This window comes from Streptomyces sp. NPDC005931 (genome assembly GCF_042871235.1).
Classification (GTDB): Bacteria; Actinomycetota; Actinomycetes; order Streptomycetales; family Streptomycetaceae; genus Streptomyces.
Genome location: NZ_JBIAIG010000002.1, coordinates 609460 through 626592 on the forward strand (window position 1 = coordinate 609460; position 17133 = coordinate 626592).

Genomic DNA, 17133 nt, shown 5'->3' on the forward strand with positions numbered 1-17133 from the left:
GGGCGCCATGACGGACACACGCGGCGCGCTGCTGCAGCAGATCAAGGACAAGGCCGTGGTGCACGGCAAGGTGACCCTCTCCTCCGGTCTGGAGGCCGACTACTACGTCGACCTGCGCCGCATCACCCTCGACGGCGAGGCCGCCCCGCTGGTCGGTCAGGTGCTCCTCGACCTGACCGCGGAGCTGGACTTCGACGCGGTCGGCGGCCTGACCATGGGCGCCGACCCGGTCGCCGCCGCGATGCTGCACGCCGCCGCCGCGCGGGGCCGCCGGCTGGACGCCTTCGTGGTCCGCAAGGCCGCCAAGGCGCACGGCCTCCAGCGGCGCGTCGAGGGCCCGGACATCAAGGGCCGCCGGGTGCTGGTCGTCGAGGACACCTCCACCACCGGCGGTTCCCCGCTCACCGCCGTCGAGGCCGTGCGCGAGGCCGGTGCCGAGGTCGTGGCCGTCGCGACCATCGTCGACCGGGCCACCGGGGCCGCCGAGAAGATCCAGGAGGGCGCCGGCGTGCCGTACCTGTTCGCCTACTCCAAGGATGAGCTCGGCCTCGACTGACGCCCCCGGCGCGGTCCGCTGCTGCCGCGGCCCCGCATTCCGGCATCCCCCGACATAACGACTTGACCTGCGCCGTCGACCAGCCGGACAAGTCTGGGAAGATGGGCCCGACAATGACGTCGCATCCAAGGTTCCAGGTCAGGGCCGACAGCACGCAGTACGCCAACCCGCAACGCTAAGGAGCGGACAGATGCCCATCGCAACTCCCGAGGTCTACAACGAGATGCTGGACCGGGCAAAGGCAGGAAAGTTCGCCTACCCGGCCATCAACGTCACCTCGTCCCAGACCCTGCACGCGGCTCTGCGCGGCTTCGCCGAGGCGGAGAGCGACGGCATCGTGCAGATCTCCACGGGCGGTGCCGAGTTCCTGGGCGGCCAGCACAAGAAGGACATGGTGACCGGTGCGGTCGCCCTGGCCGAGTTCGCGCACATCGTCGCCGAGAAGTACGACGTCAACATCGCCCTGCACACGGACCACTGCCCGAAGGACAAGCTGGACGGCTACGTCCGCCCGCTGCTCGCGGTGTCCGAGGAGCGCGTCAAGGCCGGCCGCAACCCCCTGTTCCAGTCCCACATGTGGGACGGCTCCGCCGAGACCCTGGCCGACAACCTGTCCATCGCCCAGGAGCTCCTGGAGCGCACCCGCGCGGCGAAGATCATCCTCGAGGTCGAGATCACCCCGACCGGCGGCGAGGAGGACGGCGTCTCGCACGAGATCAACGACTCCCTCTACACCACGGTCGACGACGCGATCCGCACCGCCGAGGCCCTCGGCCTGGGCGAGAAGGGCCGCTACCTGCTCGCCGCGTCCTTCGGCAACGTGCACGGCGTGTACAAGCCGGGCAACGTGGTGCTGCGCCCCGAGCTGCTGAAGGAGCTCAACGAGGGCGTCGCCGCCAAGTACGGCAAGCCGGCCGAAGCCCAGCCGTTCGACTTCGTCTTCCACGGCGGCTCGGGCTCCTCCCCGGAGGAGATCCTCACCGCGCTGGAGAACGGCGTCGTGAAGATGAACATCGACACGGACACCCAGTACGCCTTCACGCGTCCGGTCGTGGACCACATGTTCCGGAACTACGACGGTGTCCTGAAGGTCGACGGCGAGGTCGGCTCCAAGAAGACCTACGACCCGCGCACCTGGGGCAAGCTGGCCGAGGCGTCGATGTCGCAGCGCGTCGTCGAGGCCTGCCAGAACCTGCGTTCGACGGGTACGCGCATCAAGTAAGGCCCGCACGTCAGGAGCCCGGCACCTTGCCCGGTGCCGGGCTCCGCGCCGTTCCGTATGCTCCCTGCATGGCCGATGTCCGGCTGGCCTCCGCGCAGGGCAAGTGGATTCTGCTGACCACGGTGCTCGGCTCGAGCATGGTCCTGCTGGACTCCACGGTCGTCAACGTCGCCCTGCCGCGCGTCGGCCGCGCGCTCGACGCCGACCTCGCCGCCCTCCAGTGGACGGTCAACGCCTACCTGGTCACGCTGGCCGGACTGATCCTGCTCGGCGGTGCGCTGGGAGACCGGTTCGGGCGCCGCAGGGTGTTCGTGCTCGGGGTGCTGTGGTTCGCGGTGGCCTCCCTGCTGTGCGGGCTGGCCCCGAACGCGGGGGTGCTGATCGCGGCCCGCGCGCTCCAGGGCGTCGGCGGCGCGCTGCTCACGCCCGGCTCGCTCGCGCTCATCCAGGCCACCTTCCACCCCGAGGACCGGGGCCGCGCGGTCGGCCTGTGGTCCGGCTTCGGCGGGATCGGCGCGGCGGTCGGCCCGTTCCTCGGCGGCTGGCTGGTGGACGGCCCCGGCTGGCGCTGGGTGTTCCTGCTCAACGTGCCCCTCGCGGCGCTGTGCGTCCTCGCCGCGGTGCGCCATGTGCCGGAGTCGGCGAGCGGCCGGGCGCACGGCCGGTTCGACGTCCTCGGCGCCGCGCTGGGGGCGGTCGCCCTGGCCCTGCTGACCTACGCGCTGATCGAGGCGGGCGGGGACTCCCCGGTGGTCGCCCCGACCGCGGTGGCCGGTGTCGCCGCCGCCGTCGCCTTCGTGCACGTCGAGCGGCGGCGCCCGGATCCGATGATGCCGCCGGACATCTTCGCCTCCCGCCAGTTCACGGCCGTCAACCTGGTCACGCTGTGCGTGTACGCCGCCTTCGGCGGCTTCTTCTTCCTGGCCGCGCTCCAGCTCCAGGTCGTCGTCGGCTACTCGGCGCTCGGCGCCGGTGCGGCCCTGCTGCCCACGACCGCGCTGATGCTGCTGCTGTCCGCCCGCTCCGGCGAACTCGGCGACCGGATCGGCCCGCGCGTCCCGCTCACCGTGGGGCCGCTGCTGTGTGCCGCCGGGATGCTGCTGATGCTGCGGGTCGGACCGGGCGCCTCCTACGCCGCCGACGTGCTGCCCGCGCTGCTGGTGCTCGGCCTCGGGATGGTCACCCTGGTGGCGCCGCTGACGGCGACCGTCCTCGCCTCCGTGGACACCGCGCGGGCGGGCCTGGCCAGCGGCATCAACAACGCGGCGGCCCGCGCGGCCGGACTGGTGGCGGTGGCCGCGCTGCCGCTGCTGGCGGGCATGGGCCCGGAGGCGTACCGGCGGCCGGCCGCCTTCGACGGCGCCTTCGAGCGGGCGATGGCCTGGTGTGCGGCCGTCCTGGTGGCGGGCTCGGCGGTCGCCTTCGCGACCGTGCGCCGCCCGGTCCCGGACTGCCGCCACCCGGAGTGCCGCACGCACGGGAGCGTGGCGGTGCCTCCCCTGGAACCGGAGAGCGAGCCGGGGCGCCGGGGCCCTCGGGCGCCCGGCGCCGGGCGAGGGTGAGGTACTACCGCTTCAGCTCGGCGTAGGCCTCGGCGCTGCTGTCCTGGAGGAACTGCCAGCACCGCTCCGTCTCCTCCTTCTCGTCGATCGCGCCCGCGGCGCGGGCAAGTGCGGCGAGGCAGCGCAGGAAACCGCGGTTGGCCCGGTGGCTCCAGGGGATGGGGCCGTGCCCCTTCCACCCGGCCCGGCGCAGCCCGTCCAGTCCGCGGTGATATCCGGTGCGTGCGTAGGCGTACGACTCGACCACGCGCCCCGCCTCGAAGGCGTCGTCCGCGAGCAGTGCCCAGGCGAGCGAGAAGGTGGGGTGCTGCGCCGCGACCTCGGCCGGCGTGAGCGACTCCTCCCCGAGCAGACGGTACGCCTCTTCGTTCTCCGGCAGATACGTCGGCTCCGGGCCGCCGAGCAGGTTCTTGTGCGTCGTCATGGAAGCAGTCTGCCACTTACGGGCCGAGGTCCCCGCGGCACGGAATTTGTGATCTTCACCTGGCGTCCGCTTGACGTGCACATTCTCCTACGGCCATGATCAACTGCGTTTTTGATCTTGTTCTCAGCCCTCCCCCTCGGGGTAAGGGCCACACCCTGGAGCGCTCATGAGCCTCACCCATGCCCGAATACGCCGTGCCGGCGTGACGACCCTGCTGGCCGCGCTGGCCGTCGGCGCGGTCGCCACCACCGCGTCCGCCGCGACGTGGAGCACGTCCAACCGCTACCTCCGCTCCGCGACGGCCGGCGACGAGACGAGCAACTGGTACGCGGTCGGCAGCAACACGCAGTACATCACCCAGAACCTGTGCGTCACCCGCTACGGCGGCCGCATCGCGTACGACTTCAAGAAGTCGGTCACCGGCTTCGACGAGTGGGTCGCCTGGCGGGACTGGTCGTGCGACAACGACCCGTACACCAAGAGCTACGCCGGCAAGGGCAACGGCTACTACTACGCGAAGGTGGCCTCCACCCCCTCCGGCGGCGTGGTCGACGAGCTCAACCTCAAGATCTACCGCGTCACCTCCTGACAAGGAACCTCGATGACAGCCGTTCTCTCCTGCCGCGGTGTGGTCAAGACGTACGGTCGGCGCACCGTGCTGGACGGCGTGTCCCTGAGCGTGGAGGCCGGTCGGGTGACCGGCCTCCTCGGCCTCAACGGGGCAGGCAAGACCACCCTCATGCGCATCGCCACCGGACTCGTCGCCCCCACCGCCGGTGAGGTGCGGGTCCTCGGACAGGCGCTGCCGGTTCGGCCCCCCGTACTGGCGCGCGTCGGCGCCGCCCTGGACGCCCCCGCCTTCTACCGCTGGATGACCGGCCGGGGCATGCTCCGGGTCCTCCTGGACACGGCCGGGCTTCCCGACGACGGCCGCACCACCCGGGCCCTGGAGCGCGTCGGCCTGGCGGATGCCGCGGGCCGCCGGATCCGGACGTACTCGCAGGGCATGCGCCAGCGGCTGGCGATCGCCGCCGCCCTGATGAAGGAACCGGACCTGCTGATCCTCGACGAACCGACCAACGGCCTCGACCCGGCCGGAGTGCGCCTGATCCGCGGGATCATCGCCGCGGAGACCGAACGGGGAGCCGGCATCCTCATCTCCAGCCATCAACTGGACGAGATCGCCCGCCTCTGCGACAGCGTCGTCATGATCTCCCAGGGCGTGGTCAGCGCGTCGGGGACCGTCGAACAGCTCGGGCTGGGAGCGGCGGACGGGCAGCAGAACCTGGAGGACTGGTTCTTCGCCCAGCAGCGGCCCGCGGCCGACGCGTCCACCGGGGAGGGCGCGGCCGTATGAGCTCCTGGCTGCGTCTGTTCGGCAGCGAACTGCGCCGTACCCTCCCCCGGCTCCTCTCCGTGACGCTGCTGCTCCTGCTGGCGGTCGGCATCACCCTCCAGACGCTCAATGTGCAGCGCGTGTCGCACAACAACCTGGAGAACGTCCGCATCGGGCTCGCCAAGCTGACCCCGGAAGGCTGTGCCGAGGACACCAGAAACCGCCCGGCCGACGTCCCCGCCGAGCCGTTCCTCAAGGAGTGCCTGGCCGGCCTGGAGAGAACGCGCGCGGCATACGCGGACATCGAGGCCGGTTTCGCGGCGACCGCGGACCACATGGGACTGGCGCAGCACCCCCTGGGCGCCCTCGGCTGGGCGTTCGGCTGGCTCGCCACCACCCCCGGTCTGATCGCGGTCCTGCTCCTCGCCGCCTTCTTCACGGCCGGTGAGTGGTCACGCGGTACGGCCGTGCCGCTGCTGCTCCACGAGCAGAGGCTGTGGCGCCTGCTGTCCGCCAAGGCCGCCGTGCTGTGGCTGTGGTGCCTGCTGGCCGCCGCCGTCACCTGGCTCGGGGTGTGGCTGCTCGCCGTGTCGCACGCGCGTCGTGCCTTCCCGCTGTACCGGACGGTCACGTCGGACGAGGCCGTGTCCTTCGCCCTCCAGCGCGGCGGCACCGGCGTGCTCGTGCTCGCCGCGGCCTGTGCGGGCGCGGTCGCGGTCGCGGCGGTCGTACGGATGCCGTTGCGCACGGTCCTCGTGGGTGTCCTGCTCCTGGCCGTCGTCACGCTGCCGCTCACCTCGTGGCTGCCCGGTCCCATCGTGGCCGACGGTCTGGACCTGTCGTCGGGGCGCAACGCCTACGACCACCTCTGGACCGCGGTGACGGACTCGTCGGCTCCCGCCGCCGTACGGGCCCTGCCGTGGACGGGGCTGTTCTCGCTGGCGCTGTGGCATGCCTGGCGCACCCGTCCGCGTGACCTGGTATGAGGGGCGGGAGCATGACACGCATCACCGCCCCGCTGCGGGCGGAGCTGCGGCTGGCCGGCCAGCCGGCCGTGGTCCTGACCGTGCTGATCGCCGCTGCCGCCACCGTGCGCGCCGTGCTCTGGTACCTGGACGCCGTCACGCGCGGAGCGGCGCAGGAGGAGCCGGGCCTCGTCGCGCTCACCACTCCCGCCGGAGCCCTGCAGGCGGCCGCATGGCACCATGCGTCCCTGCCGGGCCTGGTGCTCGCCGCGCTGCTCGGCGGTGTGGTGCTGGCCGAGGGGCTGGAGAGCGGAACATGGCCGCTGGTGCGGCTGTACCAGGGCCGCGTGGGCCTGCTCCTGGTGCGCAAGCTCGTGGCCGTCCTGTTCCTCGCGGTGCTCAGCACGGCCGTGACGGCGATCGTGCTGTGGACGGCCGTCAAGATCGGGCACATCGTGGAGCCTCCGGGCGGGCCGCGGCCGCTGACGGCCGCCTCGGAGCCGGGAGCACCGCGGATCCACCCGCCCGGATGGGGGGACGCGTCGGCCGCCTGCGCCAGGGCCCTGCTCGTGGTGTCGTTCTTCGCGGCTGTCACGCTGTGTGCGGCCGCCGCCTCACGCTCCGTCATCACCGCAGCCGTCCTGGGAGCGGGCCCCCTGACGGCCACCCTGCCCCTCGTGACCACGGACTTCCGGACCTGGACGCCGCACTACTGGATCGCGGCGTGGACGGAGTTCCCCGAGGACGCGCAGTGGAATCTGTACTGGTGGAGCTCCACCCCCTCATCGCCGGACACCGGGACGGCACTGGCCGTGCTGTGCGGCTCCGGCGGCGTCCTGCTCGTGGCGGCCTGGCTGCTGCTGCGCGCGGAGCGGTCCCTCTCGGCCCGCCTGTGACCCGGGGCCCGCCTGTGAGCAGGCGGGCCTTGCGGTGGTGGGGGACCATTGCGGAGGATGCACCGTGGGGACCGGGGCCCCCGTGCCGGTAACGGCAGGGGCGGACCGCTACCCGGAGTACATAGCAGGAGACAGCGATGTCCCACCAGGCCCACGAGCCGGAGACCCCGCATCTCGACTTCCAGGGCACGACCCCGTACGAGGACTACGTCAAGGCCGACGTCCTCACCCACCTCCAGCACACCCTCTCCGACGATCCCGGAGAGATGGTCTTCCTGGTCACGACCCAGGTGATGGAGCTGTGGTTCACCGTCATCGTGCACGAGTGGGAGACGGCGGCGACGGCACTGCGGAGCGACGACGTGCCCACCGCGATCGAGGCGCTGCAGCGGTCGGTGCGGGAACTGGAGGCGCTCAACGCCTCCTGGAAGCCGTTGGCCCGGCTCACCCCCGCCCAGTTCAACGCCTACCGCGGCGCCCTCGGCGAGGGGTCCGGCTTCCAGTCGGCGATGTACCGGCGCCTGGAGTTCCTGCTCGGTGACAAGTCCGCGTCCATGCTGGTCCCGCACCGGGGCGCGCCGCGCGTCCACGCCGAGCTGGAGAAGGCACTGCACGAGCCGAGCCTGTACGACGAGGTGCTGCGGCTGCTGGCGCGGCGCGGGTACGCCGTCCCGGAAGCGGTGCTGCGCCGTGACGTGTCGCAGCGGTACGAGCCGTCGCCGGAGGTGGAGGCGGCCTGGACGGCCGTCTACTCGGGTGACGCCCAGGACGAGGTCTCCCGGTTGGGCGAGGTGCTGACCGACGTGGCCGAGCTGGTGTGGCGCTGGCGCAACGACCACCTGGTCGCCACCCGCCGCGCGATGGGCGCCAAGGCCGGCACGGGCGGCTCCGCCGGCGTGGCCTGGCTGGAGAAGCGGGCCCGGAAGAGCGTGTTCCCCGAGCTGTGGACGGCGCGGTCCTATGTCTGAGCTCGCGTCGAAGGCGGAGAAGCTGGACGGGGCCGACGAACTGGCCGCCAAGCGCACCGAGTTCGTGCTGGACGAGGTGGTGTACCTCGACGGCAACTCGCTGGGCGCGCTGCCCGCCGCGGTTCCCGGCCGGGTCGAGGACGTGGTGCGCCGCCAGTGGGGCGAACTGCGCATCCGCTCCTGGACGGAAGGAGGCTGGTGGACGGCGCCGGAGCGGATCGGCGACCTGATCGCCCCGCTGGTCGGCGCGGCGGCCGGGCAGATCGTGGTCGGCGACTCGACCAGCGTCAACGTGTTCAAGGCACTGGTCGGCGCGGTGCGCCTGGCGCGGCTTGCGGACCCCGGGCGGGACGAGATCGTGGTCGACGCGACCACCTTCCCCACGGACGGCTACATCGCCGAGTCGGCGGCCCGGATGACGGACTGCGCGCTGCGACCGGTACCCCCGGCCCAGGTGCCGGGCGCGCTGGGCGAACGCACGGCCGCGGTGCTGCTCAACCACGTCGACTACCGCACCGGCCGGCTGCACGACCTGCCGTCGCTCACGGCCGCCGTGCACGCGGCGGGCGCGTACGCCGTCTGGGACCTGTGCCACAGCGCGGGCGCGCTGCCGGTGGACCTGGACGAGCACGGGGTGGACCTGGCGGTCGGCTGCACCTACAAGTACCTCAACGGCGGCCCCGGTTCACCGGCGTACCTCTATGTACGCGCCGGTCTCCAGGACCGGTTCGACTCCCCGCTGCCCGGCTGGAACTCCCACGTGGAGCCCTTCGGGATGCGTCCGGACTATCAACCGGCGCCGGGCGCGCTGCGCGGGCGGGTCGGCACCCCGGACATCCTGTCCATGCTCGCGCTGGAGGCGGCGCTGGAGGTCTGGGACGGCGTCCCGGTCGACGCGGTGCGGGCCAAGTCCCTCGCGCTGACGGACTTCTTCCTGGAGTGCGTGGAGGCGTACGTTCCGGAGGGCCGGGTCGAGTGCCTGACGCCGCGGGCGCACGCGGAGCGGGGCAGCCAGATCGCCCTGCGCTGCGAGGACGCCGGTGCGGTGATGACGCGGCTGATCGAGCGCGGGGTGGTCGGCGACTTCCGCCACCCGGACGTCCTCCGTTTCGGCTTCACGCCGCTGTACGTCGGGTTCGCGGACGTGGAGCGGGCGGCGCGGGCGCTGGCGGAGGTGCTGGGCGGGACCCCGGGAGCGGGCGGCGCCTGACCCGGTGTTTCCGGGACGGCACGGGCGCGGGGCGGCTCGGCGGGCGCACCGGAACCGGTGCGCCCGCCGTCCCCTCACCGAGCGTGACATCCCCATGTCGGCGCCCGTCTCCCGCCTGATACCGTCCCGGCCAACGGCACCGCATTCCTCTGGTTCGCCGAACTACGTTTCATCGCTGAGAGGTTGGAGCATGCCGGACGACGTCGCCGCAGCCCGGGCAGCCGCCGAGGAGGAGTCGGCCTTCTCCCACCCGCCCGTCGAACCCGACGCCACCGCGTCCTACGGCGACCATCCCGACCAGGTGATCGACTTCTACGCGCCGCGCGGCCCGGCGGGCCCCGGCGGACCCGCGCCCGTGATCGTCGTGCTGCACGGCGGTGCCTGGCGCGCCCCCTACGACCGGCGCCACACCAGTCCGTTCGCCGGATTCCTGGCCCGCAGGGGCTTCGCCGTGGCGAACGTCGAGTACCGGCGCGGTGCGGTGCGCACGGGCGGCCGGGATCCGGTCGCGGGGCGCTGGCCCGAGACCTTCGACGACGTCGCCGCTGCGCTGGACGCCCTGCCGGCGCTGGCCCGTCGGCACCTTCCGCAGGCGGACGCGCGCCGCGTCGTGGTCACCGGGCACTCCGCCGGCGGCCACCTCGCGCTGTGGGGTGCCGCCCGGCACCTCCTCCCGGCGGACGCGGCCTGGCACACGGACGGTCCCGCGCCGCTGCGGGGGGTGGTCGCGCTGGCCCCGATCGCGGACTTCGCGGTGGCCGACAAGCTGGACGTGTGCGGGGGTGCCGTGCGGCAACTGCTCGGCGGGGACGAGGCGTTCGCCGAGCGGCAGCCCTGCGCCGACCCCGCGCTGCTGCTGCCGACCGGTATCGCCACCACGCTCGTCCAGGGCCGCGCCGACATCGACGTCCCGCAGGCGGTCGCCGAGGCGTACGCGGACGCGGCGGCGAAGGCGGGCGAGGTGGTGGGGCTGACGCTGCTGGAGGACGTCGGGCACTTCCCGCTCATCGATCCGGCGGCGGACGCCTGCGCGGTGGTGGCCGAGGAGATCGCCCAACTCGCCTGGTGAGCAAGCGAGTCGACACGTTCGCCGCGCGCGACCCGGTCATACCCGTAGTACCTGAGGACTACCTCGCAGGTGAGTCCCGCGGCGTGACGCGGGCTACCCCCCACGCTCCGTAACTTCCCTTCTCGACAGGCCCGATGGGCGGGCGTACGGGGGAGGGGCGGAGATGACGCCGAGGCTGGGGCCGCGCCGACGGCTGCCGCACGGCACGCGGTCGGCCGGGGCCGCCGGGGGCACGCCGAGGCCGGCCGACACATCGCCGACGGCCGGCGCGCAGTGGGTGACGCCGGGTGGTGAGGGCCTGGCGGGTCCGGGCGGTGGGGGTCCGGCGGGTCCGGGTGGTGAGGGCCTGGTGGGCGGTGGCGTTCGTGTGACCGCACCGGAGGTGCCCGTCGGCGGGGGCGCCGTTGCGGCGGTCGTGTCCGCCGGCGAGCGCACGGTGGCGCCGGCCGTCCCCGTCGGCGGGGGCGTGGCGAGCCCGCTCGCACTCCCCGGCGGGCGTCCGACGCGGAGGCGGCGTCTCCCCGGGCCGGTCCGGGCCGTGCTCGCCGTGCTGGTCGGTGCCGCCGTCGTGGTGCCCCTGGCCGGTGCCGTCCAGCCCCGTACCCCAGCACCGCCGCCCGCCGTCCTCGCCCCGCCGACCGCGGCCACCCTCGACGAGACCTACGCGGCGCACCGGGCCAACGCCCGGGAGGCGGCCCGGATGGCGGAGCGGCACGGTGACCGGGGGCGGGCGGCGGCCGACCGGGCGCTGGCGCGGCCGGAGCGGCACCTGCTGGCCTTCGACGGGCGGGGGAACGGGCTGGTCACCGAGGTGCTGGGCGAACTCGCCGGCGCCGACCGCGTCGCCGTCCTGGTCCCCGGTTCCGACGCCGGGCTCGACACCTACGGCCGGTTCCGCGCCGCCGCCCTCGCCCTGCACGAACGGCTCACCCGGGAGGCACCCGCCGAAACCCGCACCGCCGTCGTCGCCTGGCTCGGCTACGAGACGCCGGGCACGGTCAGCACCACGGTCGCCACCACCGACCGGGCCGACCGCGCGGCACCCGGACTGCGCGCGCTGACGGACGATGTCCGGGCCGTCGCCGGACCGCGGTCGCGCATCTCCCTGCTCTGCCACTCCTACGGCTCCGTCGTCTGCGGACGCGCCGCCCCCGGCCTCGGCGCCGACGACATCGTCCTCCTCGGCAGCCCCGGAACCGGCGCCGGAACCGCCGCCGAGCTGGGCACCCGCGCCCGGATCTGGGCCGCCCGGGGCGCCGACGACTGGGTGGAGCACGTCCCTCACCTCGGCGCCGACCTCTTCGGCACCACCGTCGGCTTCGGCACCGACCCCGTGTCCCCGGCCTTCGGCGCCCGGGTCTTCGCGGCCGGCGACGGCGGCCACAGCGACTACTTCGCCCCCGGCTCCACGTCCCTGACCAACCTGGCCCGGATCGTCCTGGGCGAGACCGGGGCGGTGAGCCATGACTGACTCCACGACCCCAAGGCGCCTGCGCGCCGCGGTGCGTCACGCGGCCGCCCGCGTCGACGCCGCCACCCCCGCCCACCGCGACCGCACCGTGGACGCCCTGCGCGCCGGCGCCATCCTCGGTGTGGTCCTCGGTCACTGGCTGGTCACCGCCCTGGTCAAGGACGGCCGCACCCTGCACACCGCGAGCCCCCTCCAGCACCTGCCGTGGCTCGCCCCCGTCTCCTGGGTGTTCCAGACCCTCGCCGTGTTCTTCCTGGTCGGCGGCCATGTGGCGACCCGCGGGTACGCCCTCGCCCGCGCCCGTGGCGTCCCGTACCACCGCTGGCTGCGCGGCCGGCTGGCCCGGCTGTTCGGGCCGGTCGCCGCCGTCCTCACCCTGTGGGCGGCGGTCACCGTCGCGCTGCTGCTGTCCGGGGCCGACCTCACGACCACCCGGGCGCTGGTCAAGCTGGCCCTGTCCCCCCTGTGGTTCCTGCTGGTGTTCGCGGTCCTCACGGCCGCGACCCCGCTGCTGACCCGACTCCACCCGCTCTGGCCGCTCGCGGTCGTCCTCCACGTGGACCTGCTGCGCTTCGGCCTCGGCGCCCCCTCGTGGCTCGGCTGGACCAACCTCGCCGCCGGCTGGCTGGTCCCCTACACCCTGGGCGCCGCCTGGGCCCGGGGTGAGCTGGAGCGGCGCCGCTCGGGGTGGATCCTGCTCGTGGGCGGTACGGCCGCCACGGCCGCGCTCGTCGCGTGGGCCGGCTATCCGGCGTCGATGGTCGGCGTCCCGGGCGCCCCGGTCTCCAACCTCGATCCGCCCACCCTGGCCGCCGTCACCTTCGGACTCGCCCAGTGCGGACTCGCCCTGCTGCTGCGCGACCGGCTGCGGGGCGCGATGCGCCGGCCGGTCGCGTGGGCGGCGGTGGCGCTCGTGAACCTCTCCGCGATGACCGTCTTCCTCTGGCACCAGACCGCCCTGATGGCGACCACCGCCACTGGACTGCTCACCGGCCGGCGTCTGCCCGGCCTGCACACCGTCCCCGACGACCTCGTCTGGGTCGCCGCCCGCCTCGCCTGGCTCCCGGTGCTCACCCTCGCCCTGGCGCTGTGCTGGTCCGCCTTCCGGTCCCGGGAGCGCGGCCGAGGGCGGCACGGGGGGCGGCGCGGAGGACGGCGCGAACGGTCCCGGGTGGTCCGCCACCACCGGCCCCCGACCACGGAATCGGCGAACGGTGTACCGCGTGTCTAGGCTGAACTCCGTGGCGCACACGGGGGTTGAGACGGTCCTGCGGTGGCTGCGGGTGCTGCGGGACGACCTGTGGACGGTCCGTCCGGACCCGCTGCCCCCGTCGCTGTGGCTGCGCCGGCTGCCGCACGGGATCGTCTGCCTGGCCGCGTTCGGGGCGTTCATCGGCGACCTGCCGCAGCTCCGGGACCACGGCAGGCTTCCCTTCGAGCTCGCCTTCCTCGTCGCCTTCGCCCAGAGCGGCGCGATGGTGCTCGCGCTGCGTCGGCCGATCCCGGCGTGGTGGCTGTCGATGGCGGCCATGCTGGTCGGAGCGATGGCCGTACGGGAACGAATGGTGGTCGACGACTACAAGTTCACCTGGCCCTGGACCTCGTCCGGGGTCGTCGGGCACCTGTTCGTTCTGCTGCTGCTCGCCCTCAGGGTCCGCACCCGGGTGTCGGTGGCGGCGCTGGCGCTGACCGCGCTGGTCACCTATGTCGTCCAGGGCCTGGTGGGCGCGCCGGACTACCAGCCCACCGGGCAGGTCCTCGTCACCCTGGCCGCCGTGGTCGTCGTCCTCGGCACCGCCCTGCGCGGCCGCCGGGAGGCCCGCGCCGAGCTGGTGGAGCAGACCACGCTCACTGCCGAGGAACGGGCCCGGCGCACCCTGCTGGAGGAACGCAGCCGCATCGCAAGGGAGTTGCACGATGTGGTGGCGCACCACATGTCGGTGATCTCCATCCAGGCCCAGGTCGCCCCGCACCTCGTCCCCCACCCCTCCGAGGAGCTGAAGGAGAATCTCGCCGGGATCCGCCAGAACGCCGTGGAGGCGCTGACGGAACTGCGCCGCGTGCTGGACGTGCTGCGCTCCGAACACCCCGGCGGGCAGGAGGCCGACGCCGGTCCGGGCACCGCCCGGCACGCCCCGCAGCCCACCCTGGACCGGCTGGAGGCGCTGGTGGAGAACACCCGGGCCGCGGGACTGAGCGTGACCACCGAGATCACCGGTGAGCGGCGGCCGCTGCCGCCCGGCGTGGAGCTGTCGGCGTACCGCATCGTGCAGGAGGCGCTGAGCAACGTGCTGCGCCACGCCCCCGGCGCCACCGCCCGCGTCGCCCTCGCCTACGACCCGGACGGGCTGCGGATCGAGGTCGTCAACACCGGCCCGACCCGCGAGGCGCCGCCGTCCTCCGGCGCCGGGCACGGGCTGCTCGGCATGCGCGAACGGGCCGCGATGCTCGGCGGCAGACTGACCGCCCATCCCTGGTCCGACAGGGGCTTCAAGGTCTCCGCCCACCTCCCGGCCGCGCCCCGCAGCGGCCCCGCAGAACCGGCTCACCCTCCCAAGGACGGCACCGCATGATCCGCGTACTCGTCGCCGACGACCAGCAGATGGTCCGGCAGGGCTTCACCGTGCTGCTCGACACGCAGCCCGACATCGAGGTGGTCGGCCAGGCGGTGGACGGGCTGGACGCCATCGCACAGGTCGCCGAACTCGCCCCGGACGTCGTGCTGATGGACATCCGCATGCCCGAACTCGGCGGCATCGAGGCCACCGCCCGCATCACCGCCACCACCCCGCACACCAGGGTGCTGGTGCTGACCACCTTCGACCTCGACGAGTACGTGTACGAGGCACTGCGGTCCGGTGCCTCCGGGTTCCTGCTGAAGGACGCGTCGGCGGATCAACTGGCCGACGCGGTAAGGGTGGTGGCGGCCGGGGACGCGCTGCTCGCGCCGGGCATCACCCGCCGGCTGATCACCGAGTTCTCCCGCCTGGACGCCCGCCCCCGCGGCCCGCTCCGGCAGCGCGTCGGCGAGCTGACCGAGCGCGAGACGGAGGTGTTGACGCTGATCGCGCAGGGCCTGTCGAACGCCGAGATGGCGCTGCGGCTGGTGGTGGCCGAGCAGACGGTGAAGACGCACGTGGGCCGCATCCTGGTGAAGCTGGGCCTGCGCGACCGGACACAGGCGGCGGTGTTCGCGTACGAGTCGGGGCTGGTGCGCCCGTCGGGGTACTGACGACGCGGGTACCGACCACGGGGGCAACTGATGTCGCGGGTACCGCCGACGCGGGCAGGGCCGACCACCGACCACGCGGAGCCACGCCGGCACCCCCGCGCGTGGTACCTGGGCGCGCGTAGTACCTGAGACGGACGCCCGGGAACCCTTCTCACCGGGGACGACCGCGACCGTGCGGGGGTCCTACGGTGTGAGCGTGACCGACACGACGCACACCACCCCCGCGGCCCCGGGGCCGGCCGCGGGCGGCGCCAAGCGCCGCAGCCCGGAGTACCGGCTGGCCCAGGACGCCCTGCGCGGACTGCGGCAGGACCTGTTCCACGACGCGTTCGCCTATCGCCCGCTGCCGCCCATGGCCCTGGACGGTCCCCTCACCCGCCGGCTCGGGGATCGCGCGCGGTACGCCCCGCACGCGCTGGTGGCGGTGGCCGCGCTGTTCGCCCTGTGGGGCGGCTCGGTGGCCAGCACCGGCTACGACGGCCCGGTGGCGCTGCTGACCGGTCTGGTGTGCGCGGTGCCGGTGCTGGCCACGCTGGTCCGGCCGGTCGGTGCCTTCTGGCTGTCGATGGCGGCCACCCCGGTGGTGGCGGTGCTCGGCAGCAGCTGGGGCGACTGGCCCTGGCTGCCGGGCGCGTTCATCTGCCATCTGACGGTGCTGGTCGTCGTGGCGATACGCACCCGGCCGCGCACGGCCGCTTGGATGTGGGTGCTGACCGCCGGTTACGGCTTCCTCGCGGAGACCTTCTTCGGCAGCGGCCACTACTACACCAACACCGCGCCGCTGATGGTCGTTTCGGCCCTCGCCCTGCTCGCGATCTCCGTCGGGCACATCCGCCGCGAGGCCGAGCAGGAGGTGACCGCCCAGCAGACGGTCACCGCGCACGAACGCTCCCGGCGCACGCTGCTGGAGGAGCGCACCACCATCGCCCGCGAACTGCACGACGTGGTGGCCCACCACATGTCGGTCGTCGCCATCCAGGCGGAGGCGGCGCCCTACCGGGTGGAGAACCCGCCGCCGGAGCTGGAGCGGGCCTTCGCCACGATCCGCGAGAACGCGGTGGCCGCCCTCACCGAGCTGCGCCGGGTCCTCGGCGTGGTCCGTGCCGAGGACTACGAGGCCCCCGACGCCCCGCAGCCCACCCTCGCCGACCTGGACGCGCTGCTCGCCAATGTGCGCGACGCCGGTCTCGACGTGGAGAAGGCGGTGACCGGCGCGGTGCGCGAACTGCCGCAGGGCGTGGAGCTGTCGGCGTACCGGATCGTGCAGGAGGCGCTGAGCAACAGCCTGCGGCACGCGCCCGGGGCGGGTGCTCGCGTGGAGATCGGGTACGTCCTCGGCGGCTTGGGCCTGCGCGTGGTCAACGGCCCGGCACCCGAGCCGAGCCTGGTGAAGCCCTCCCCGGGGGCCGGGCACGGCATCACCGGCATGCGCGAGCGGGTCGCCATGCTGGGCGGCGAGATGACGGCGGGCCCGACCGGCGACGGCGGCTACGAGGTCGCGGTGTTCCTGCCGGTCGCCGCGGTGGACGACGGGAACGAGGCGGGGGCATGACGATCCGCGTCCTGATCGCGGACGACCAGATGATGGTGCGCGAGGGCTTCTCCGTCCTGCTGAACGCGATGCCGGACATCGAGGTCGTCGGCGAGGCCGTCAACGGCCGGGAGGCGGTGGAGCGGGTGCGCGAGCTCGCCCCCGACGTCGTCCTGATGGACATCCGCATGCCGGAGCTGAACGGCATCGAGGCGACCCGGGAGATCGTCGCCGCCGACGGCGACGCGAAGGTGCTGGTGCTGACCACCTTCGACCTCGACGAGTACGTCTACCAGGCACTGCGCGCGGGCGCCTCCGGCTTCCTCCTCAAGGACGCCTCGGCCCGTCAGCTCGCCGACGGGGTGCGGATCGTCGCGTCCGGCGAGGCGCTGCTCGCCCCGTCGGTGACCCGGCGTCTGATCAACGAGTTCTCCAAGCTGTCCGAGGGCCCGCGCCCGATGACGCCCGCGCAGGGGGCGTACGGCGAGCTGACCGAGCGGGAGACGGAGGTGCTGGTGCTGATCGCGCAGGGCCTGTCGAACGCGGAGATCGCCGGGCGGCTGGTGGTCGCCGAGTCGACGATCAAGACGCACGTCAGCCGCATCCTGGTGAAACTGGGCCTGCGCGACCGCACCCAGGCGGCGGTCTTCGCCTACGAGGCCCGCCTGGTGACACCGGGCTGACCCTGGTC

17 protein-coding genes are annotated in these 17133 nt (G+C 73.7%); 16 read left to right on the forward strand and 1 reads right to left on the reverse strand.

Annotated features, from left to right (window positions below; genetic code table 11):
• Window positions 1-7 precede the first annotated feature (7 nt).
• The 3 genes from pyrE to ACFYOV_RS06745 all read left to right on the forward strand — a co-directional run bounded on the left by pyrE (window position 8) and on the right by ACFYOV_RS06745 (window position 3340).
• Complete coding sequence (gene pyrE / locus ACFYOV_RS06735) at window positions 8-556, forward strand: orotate phosphoribosyltransferase (RefSeq protein WP_389083621.1); 549 nt, start codon at window positions 8-10, stop codon at window positions 554-556.
• Between the two features lie 190 nt (window positions 557-746).
• Complete coding sequence (gene fbaA, locus ACFYOV_RS06740; protein WP_389083624.1) at window positions 747-1778, forward strand: class II fructose-bisphosphate aldolase; 1032 nt, start codon at window positions 747-749, stop codon at window positions 1776-1778.
• A gap of 68 nt (window positions 1779-1846) precedes the next feature.
• Window positions 1847-3340, forward strand: coding sequence for an MFS transporter (locus tag ACFYOV_RS06745; RefSeq protein WP_389083626.1), 1494 nt, complete (start codon window positions 1847-1849; stop codon window positions 3338-3340).
• 4 nt (window positions 3341-3344) lie between these two features.
• On the opposite strand, the gene ACFYOV_RS06750 is transcribed toward ACFYOV_RS06745, so the two are convergent.
• The gene (locus tag ACFYOV_RS06750; RefSeq protein ID WP_389083629.1) at window positions 3345-3764 is read right to left on the reverse strand and encodes a DUF3151 domain-containing protein; all 420 of its coding nucleotides are present in this window, start codon (window positions 3762-3764) and stop codon (window positions 3345-3347) included.
• 166 nt (window positions 3765-3930) lie between these two features.
• Between ACFYOV_RS06750 and ACFYOV_RS06755 the strand changes: the two genes are divergently transcribed.
• From ACFYOV_RS06755 to ACFYOV_RS06815, 13 genes are all read left to right on the forward strand, one after another.
• Window positions 3931-4353 carry a hypothetical protein gene (locus ACFYOV_RS06755; protein WP_389083631.1) on the forward strand — a complete coding sequence of 141 codons (423 nt, stop codon included), beginning with the start codon at window positions 3931-3933 and terminating at the stop codon, window positions 4351-4353.
• Window positions 4354-4365: 12 nt separating this feature from the next.
• Entirely contained in the window at window positions 4366-5121 is a 756-nt protein-coding gene (locus ACFYOV_RS06760) for an ABC transporter ATP-binding protein (protein ID WP_389083634.1), read from the forward strand.
• Window positions 5118-6086 (forward strand): hypothetical protein, encoded by a 969-nt coding sequence (locus ACFYOV_RS06765; RefSeq protein ID WP_389083636.1) that lies wholly within the window; start codon window positions 5118-5120, stop codon window positions 6084-6086. The genes ACFYOV_RS06760 and ACFYOV_RS06765 overlap by 4 nt, the downstream gene beginning before the upstream one ends.
• An 11-nt stretch (window positions 6087-6097) precedes the next feature.
• Window positions 6098-6961 carry a hypothetical protein gene (locus ACFYOV_RS06770; RefSeq protein ID WP_389083638.1) on the forward strand — a complete coding sequence of 288 codons (864 nt, stop codon included), beginning with the start codon at window positions 6098-6100 and terminating at the stop codon, window positions 6959-6961.
• Window positions 6962-7098: 137 nt separating this feature from the next.
• Window positions 7099-7929, forward strand: a complete 831-nt coding sequence (locus ACFYOV_RS06775; RefSeq protein ID WP_389083640.1) for a tryptophan 2,3-dioxygenase family protein — start codon at window positions 7099-7101, stop codon at window positions 7927-7929.
• Window positions 7922-9139 carry a kynureninase gene (gene kynU / locus ACFYOV_RS06780; protein WP_389083643.1) on the forward strand — a complete coding sequence of 406 codons (1218 nt, stop codon included), beginning with the start codon at window positions 7922-7924 and terminating at the stop codon, window positions 9137-9139. The genes ACFYOV_RS06775 and kynU overlap by 8 nt, the downstream gene beginning before the upstream one ends.
• Window positions 9140-9329: 190 nt before the next feature.
• Window positions 9330-10208 carry an alpha/beta hydrolase gene (locus tag ACFYOV_RS06785; RefSeq protein ID WP_389083645.1) on the forward strand — a complete coding sequence of 293 codons (879 nt, stop codon included), beginning with the start codon at window positions 9330-9332 and terminating at the stop codon, window positions 10206-10208.
• Window positions 10209-10575: 367 nt separating this feature from the next.
• On the forward strand, window positions 10576-11679 hold the full coding sequence (locus tag ACFYOV_RS06790; protein WP_389083648.1) for an alpha/beta hydrolase: 1104 nt from the start codon (window positions 10576-10578) through the stop codon (window positions 11677-11679).
• Entirely contained in the window at window positions 11672-12910 is a 1239-nt protein-coding gene (locus ACFYOV_RS06795) for an acyltransferase (RefSeq protein WP_389083650.1), read from the forward strand. The genes ACFYOV_RS06790 and ACFYOV_RS06795 overlap by 8 nt, the downstream gene beginning before the upstream one ends.
• 10 nt (window positions 12911-12920) lie before the next feature.
• Complete coding sequence (locus ACFYOV_RS06800) at window positions 12921-14252, forward strand: sensor histidine kinase (RefSeq protein WP_389083652.1); 1332 nt, start codon at window positions 12921-12923, stop codon at window positions 14250-14252.
• Window positions 14249-14911 (forward strand): response regulator, encoded by a 663-nt coding sequence (locus ACFYOV_RS06805; RefSeq protein WP_389083654.1) that lies wholly within the window; start codon window positions 14249-14251, stop codon window positions 14909-14911. The genes ACFYOV_RS06800 and ACFYOV_RS06805 overlap by 4 nt, the downstream gene beginning before the upstream one ends.
• Before the next feature lie 196 nt (window positions 14912-15107).
• Entirely contained in the window at window positions 15108-16463 is a 1356-nt protein-coding gene (locus ACFYOV_RS06810; protein ID WP_389083656.1) for a sensor histidine kinase, read from the forward strand.
• Complete coding sequence (locus ACFYOV_RS06815; protein WP_389083658.1) at window positions 16460-17125, forward strand: response regulator; 666 nt, start codon at window positions 16460-16462, stop codon at window positions 17123-17125. Before ACFYOV_RS06810 ends, ACFYOV_RS06815 begins: the two co-directional genes overlap by 4 nt.
• Window positions 17126-17133: the final 8 nt, after the last annotated feature.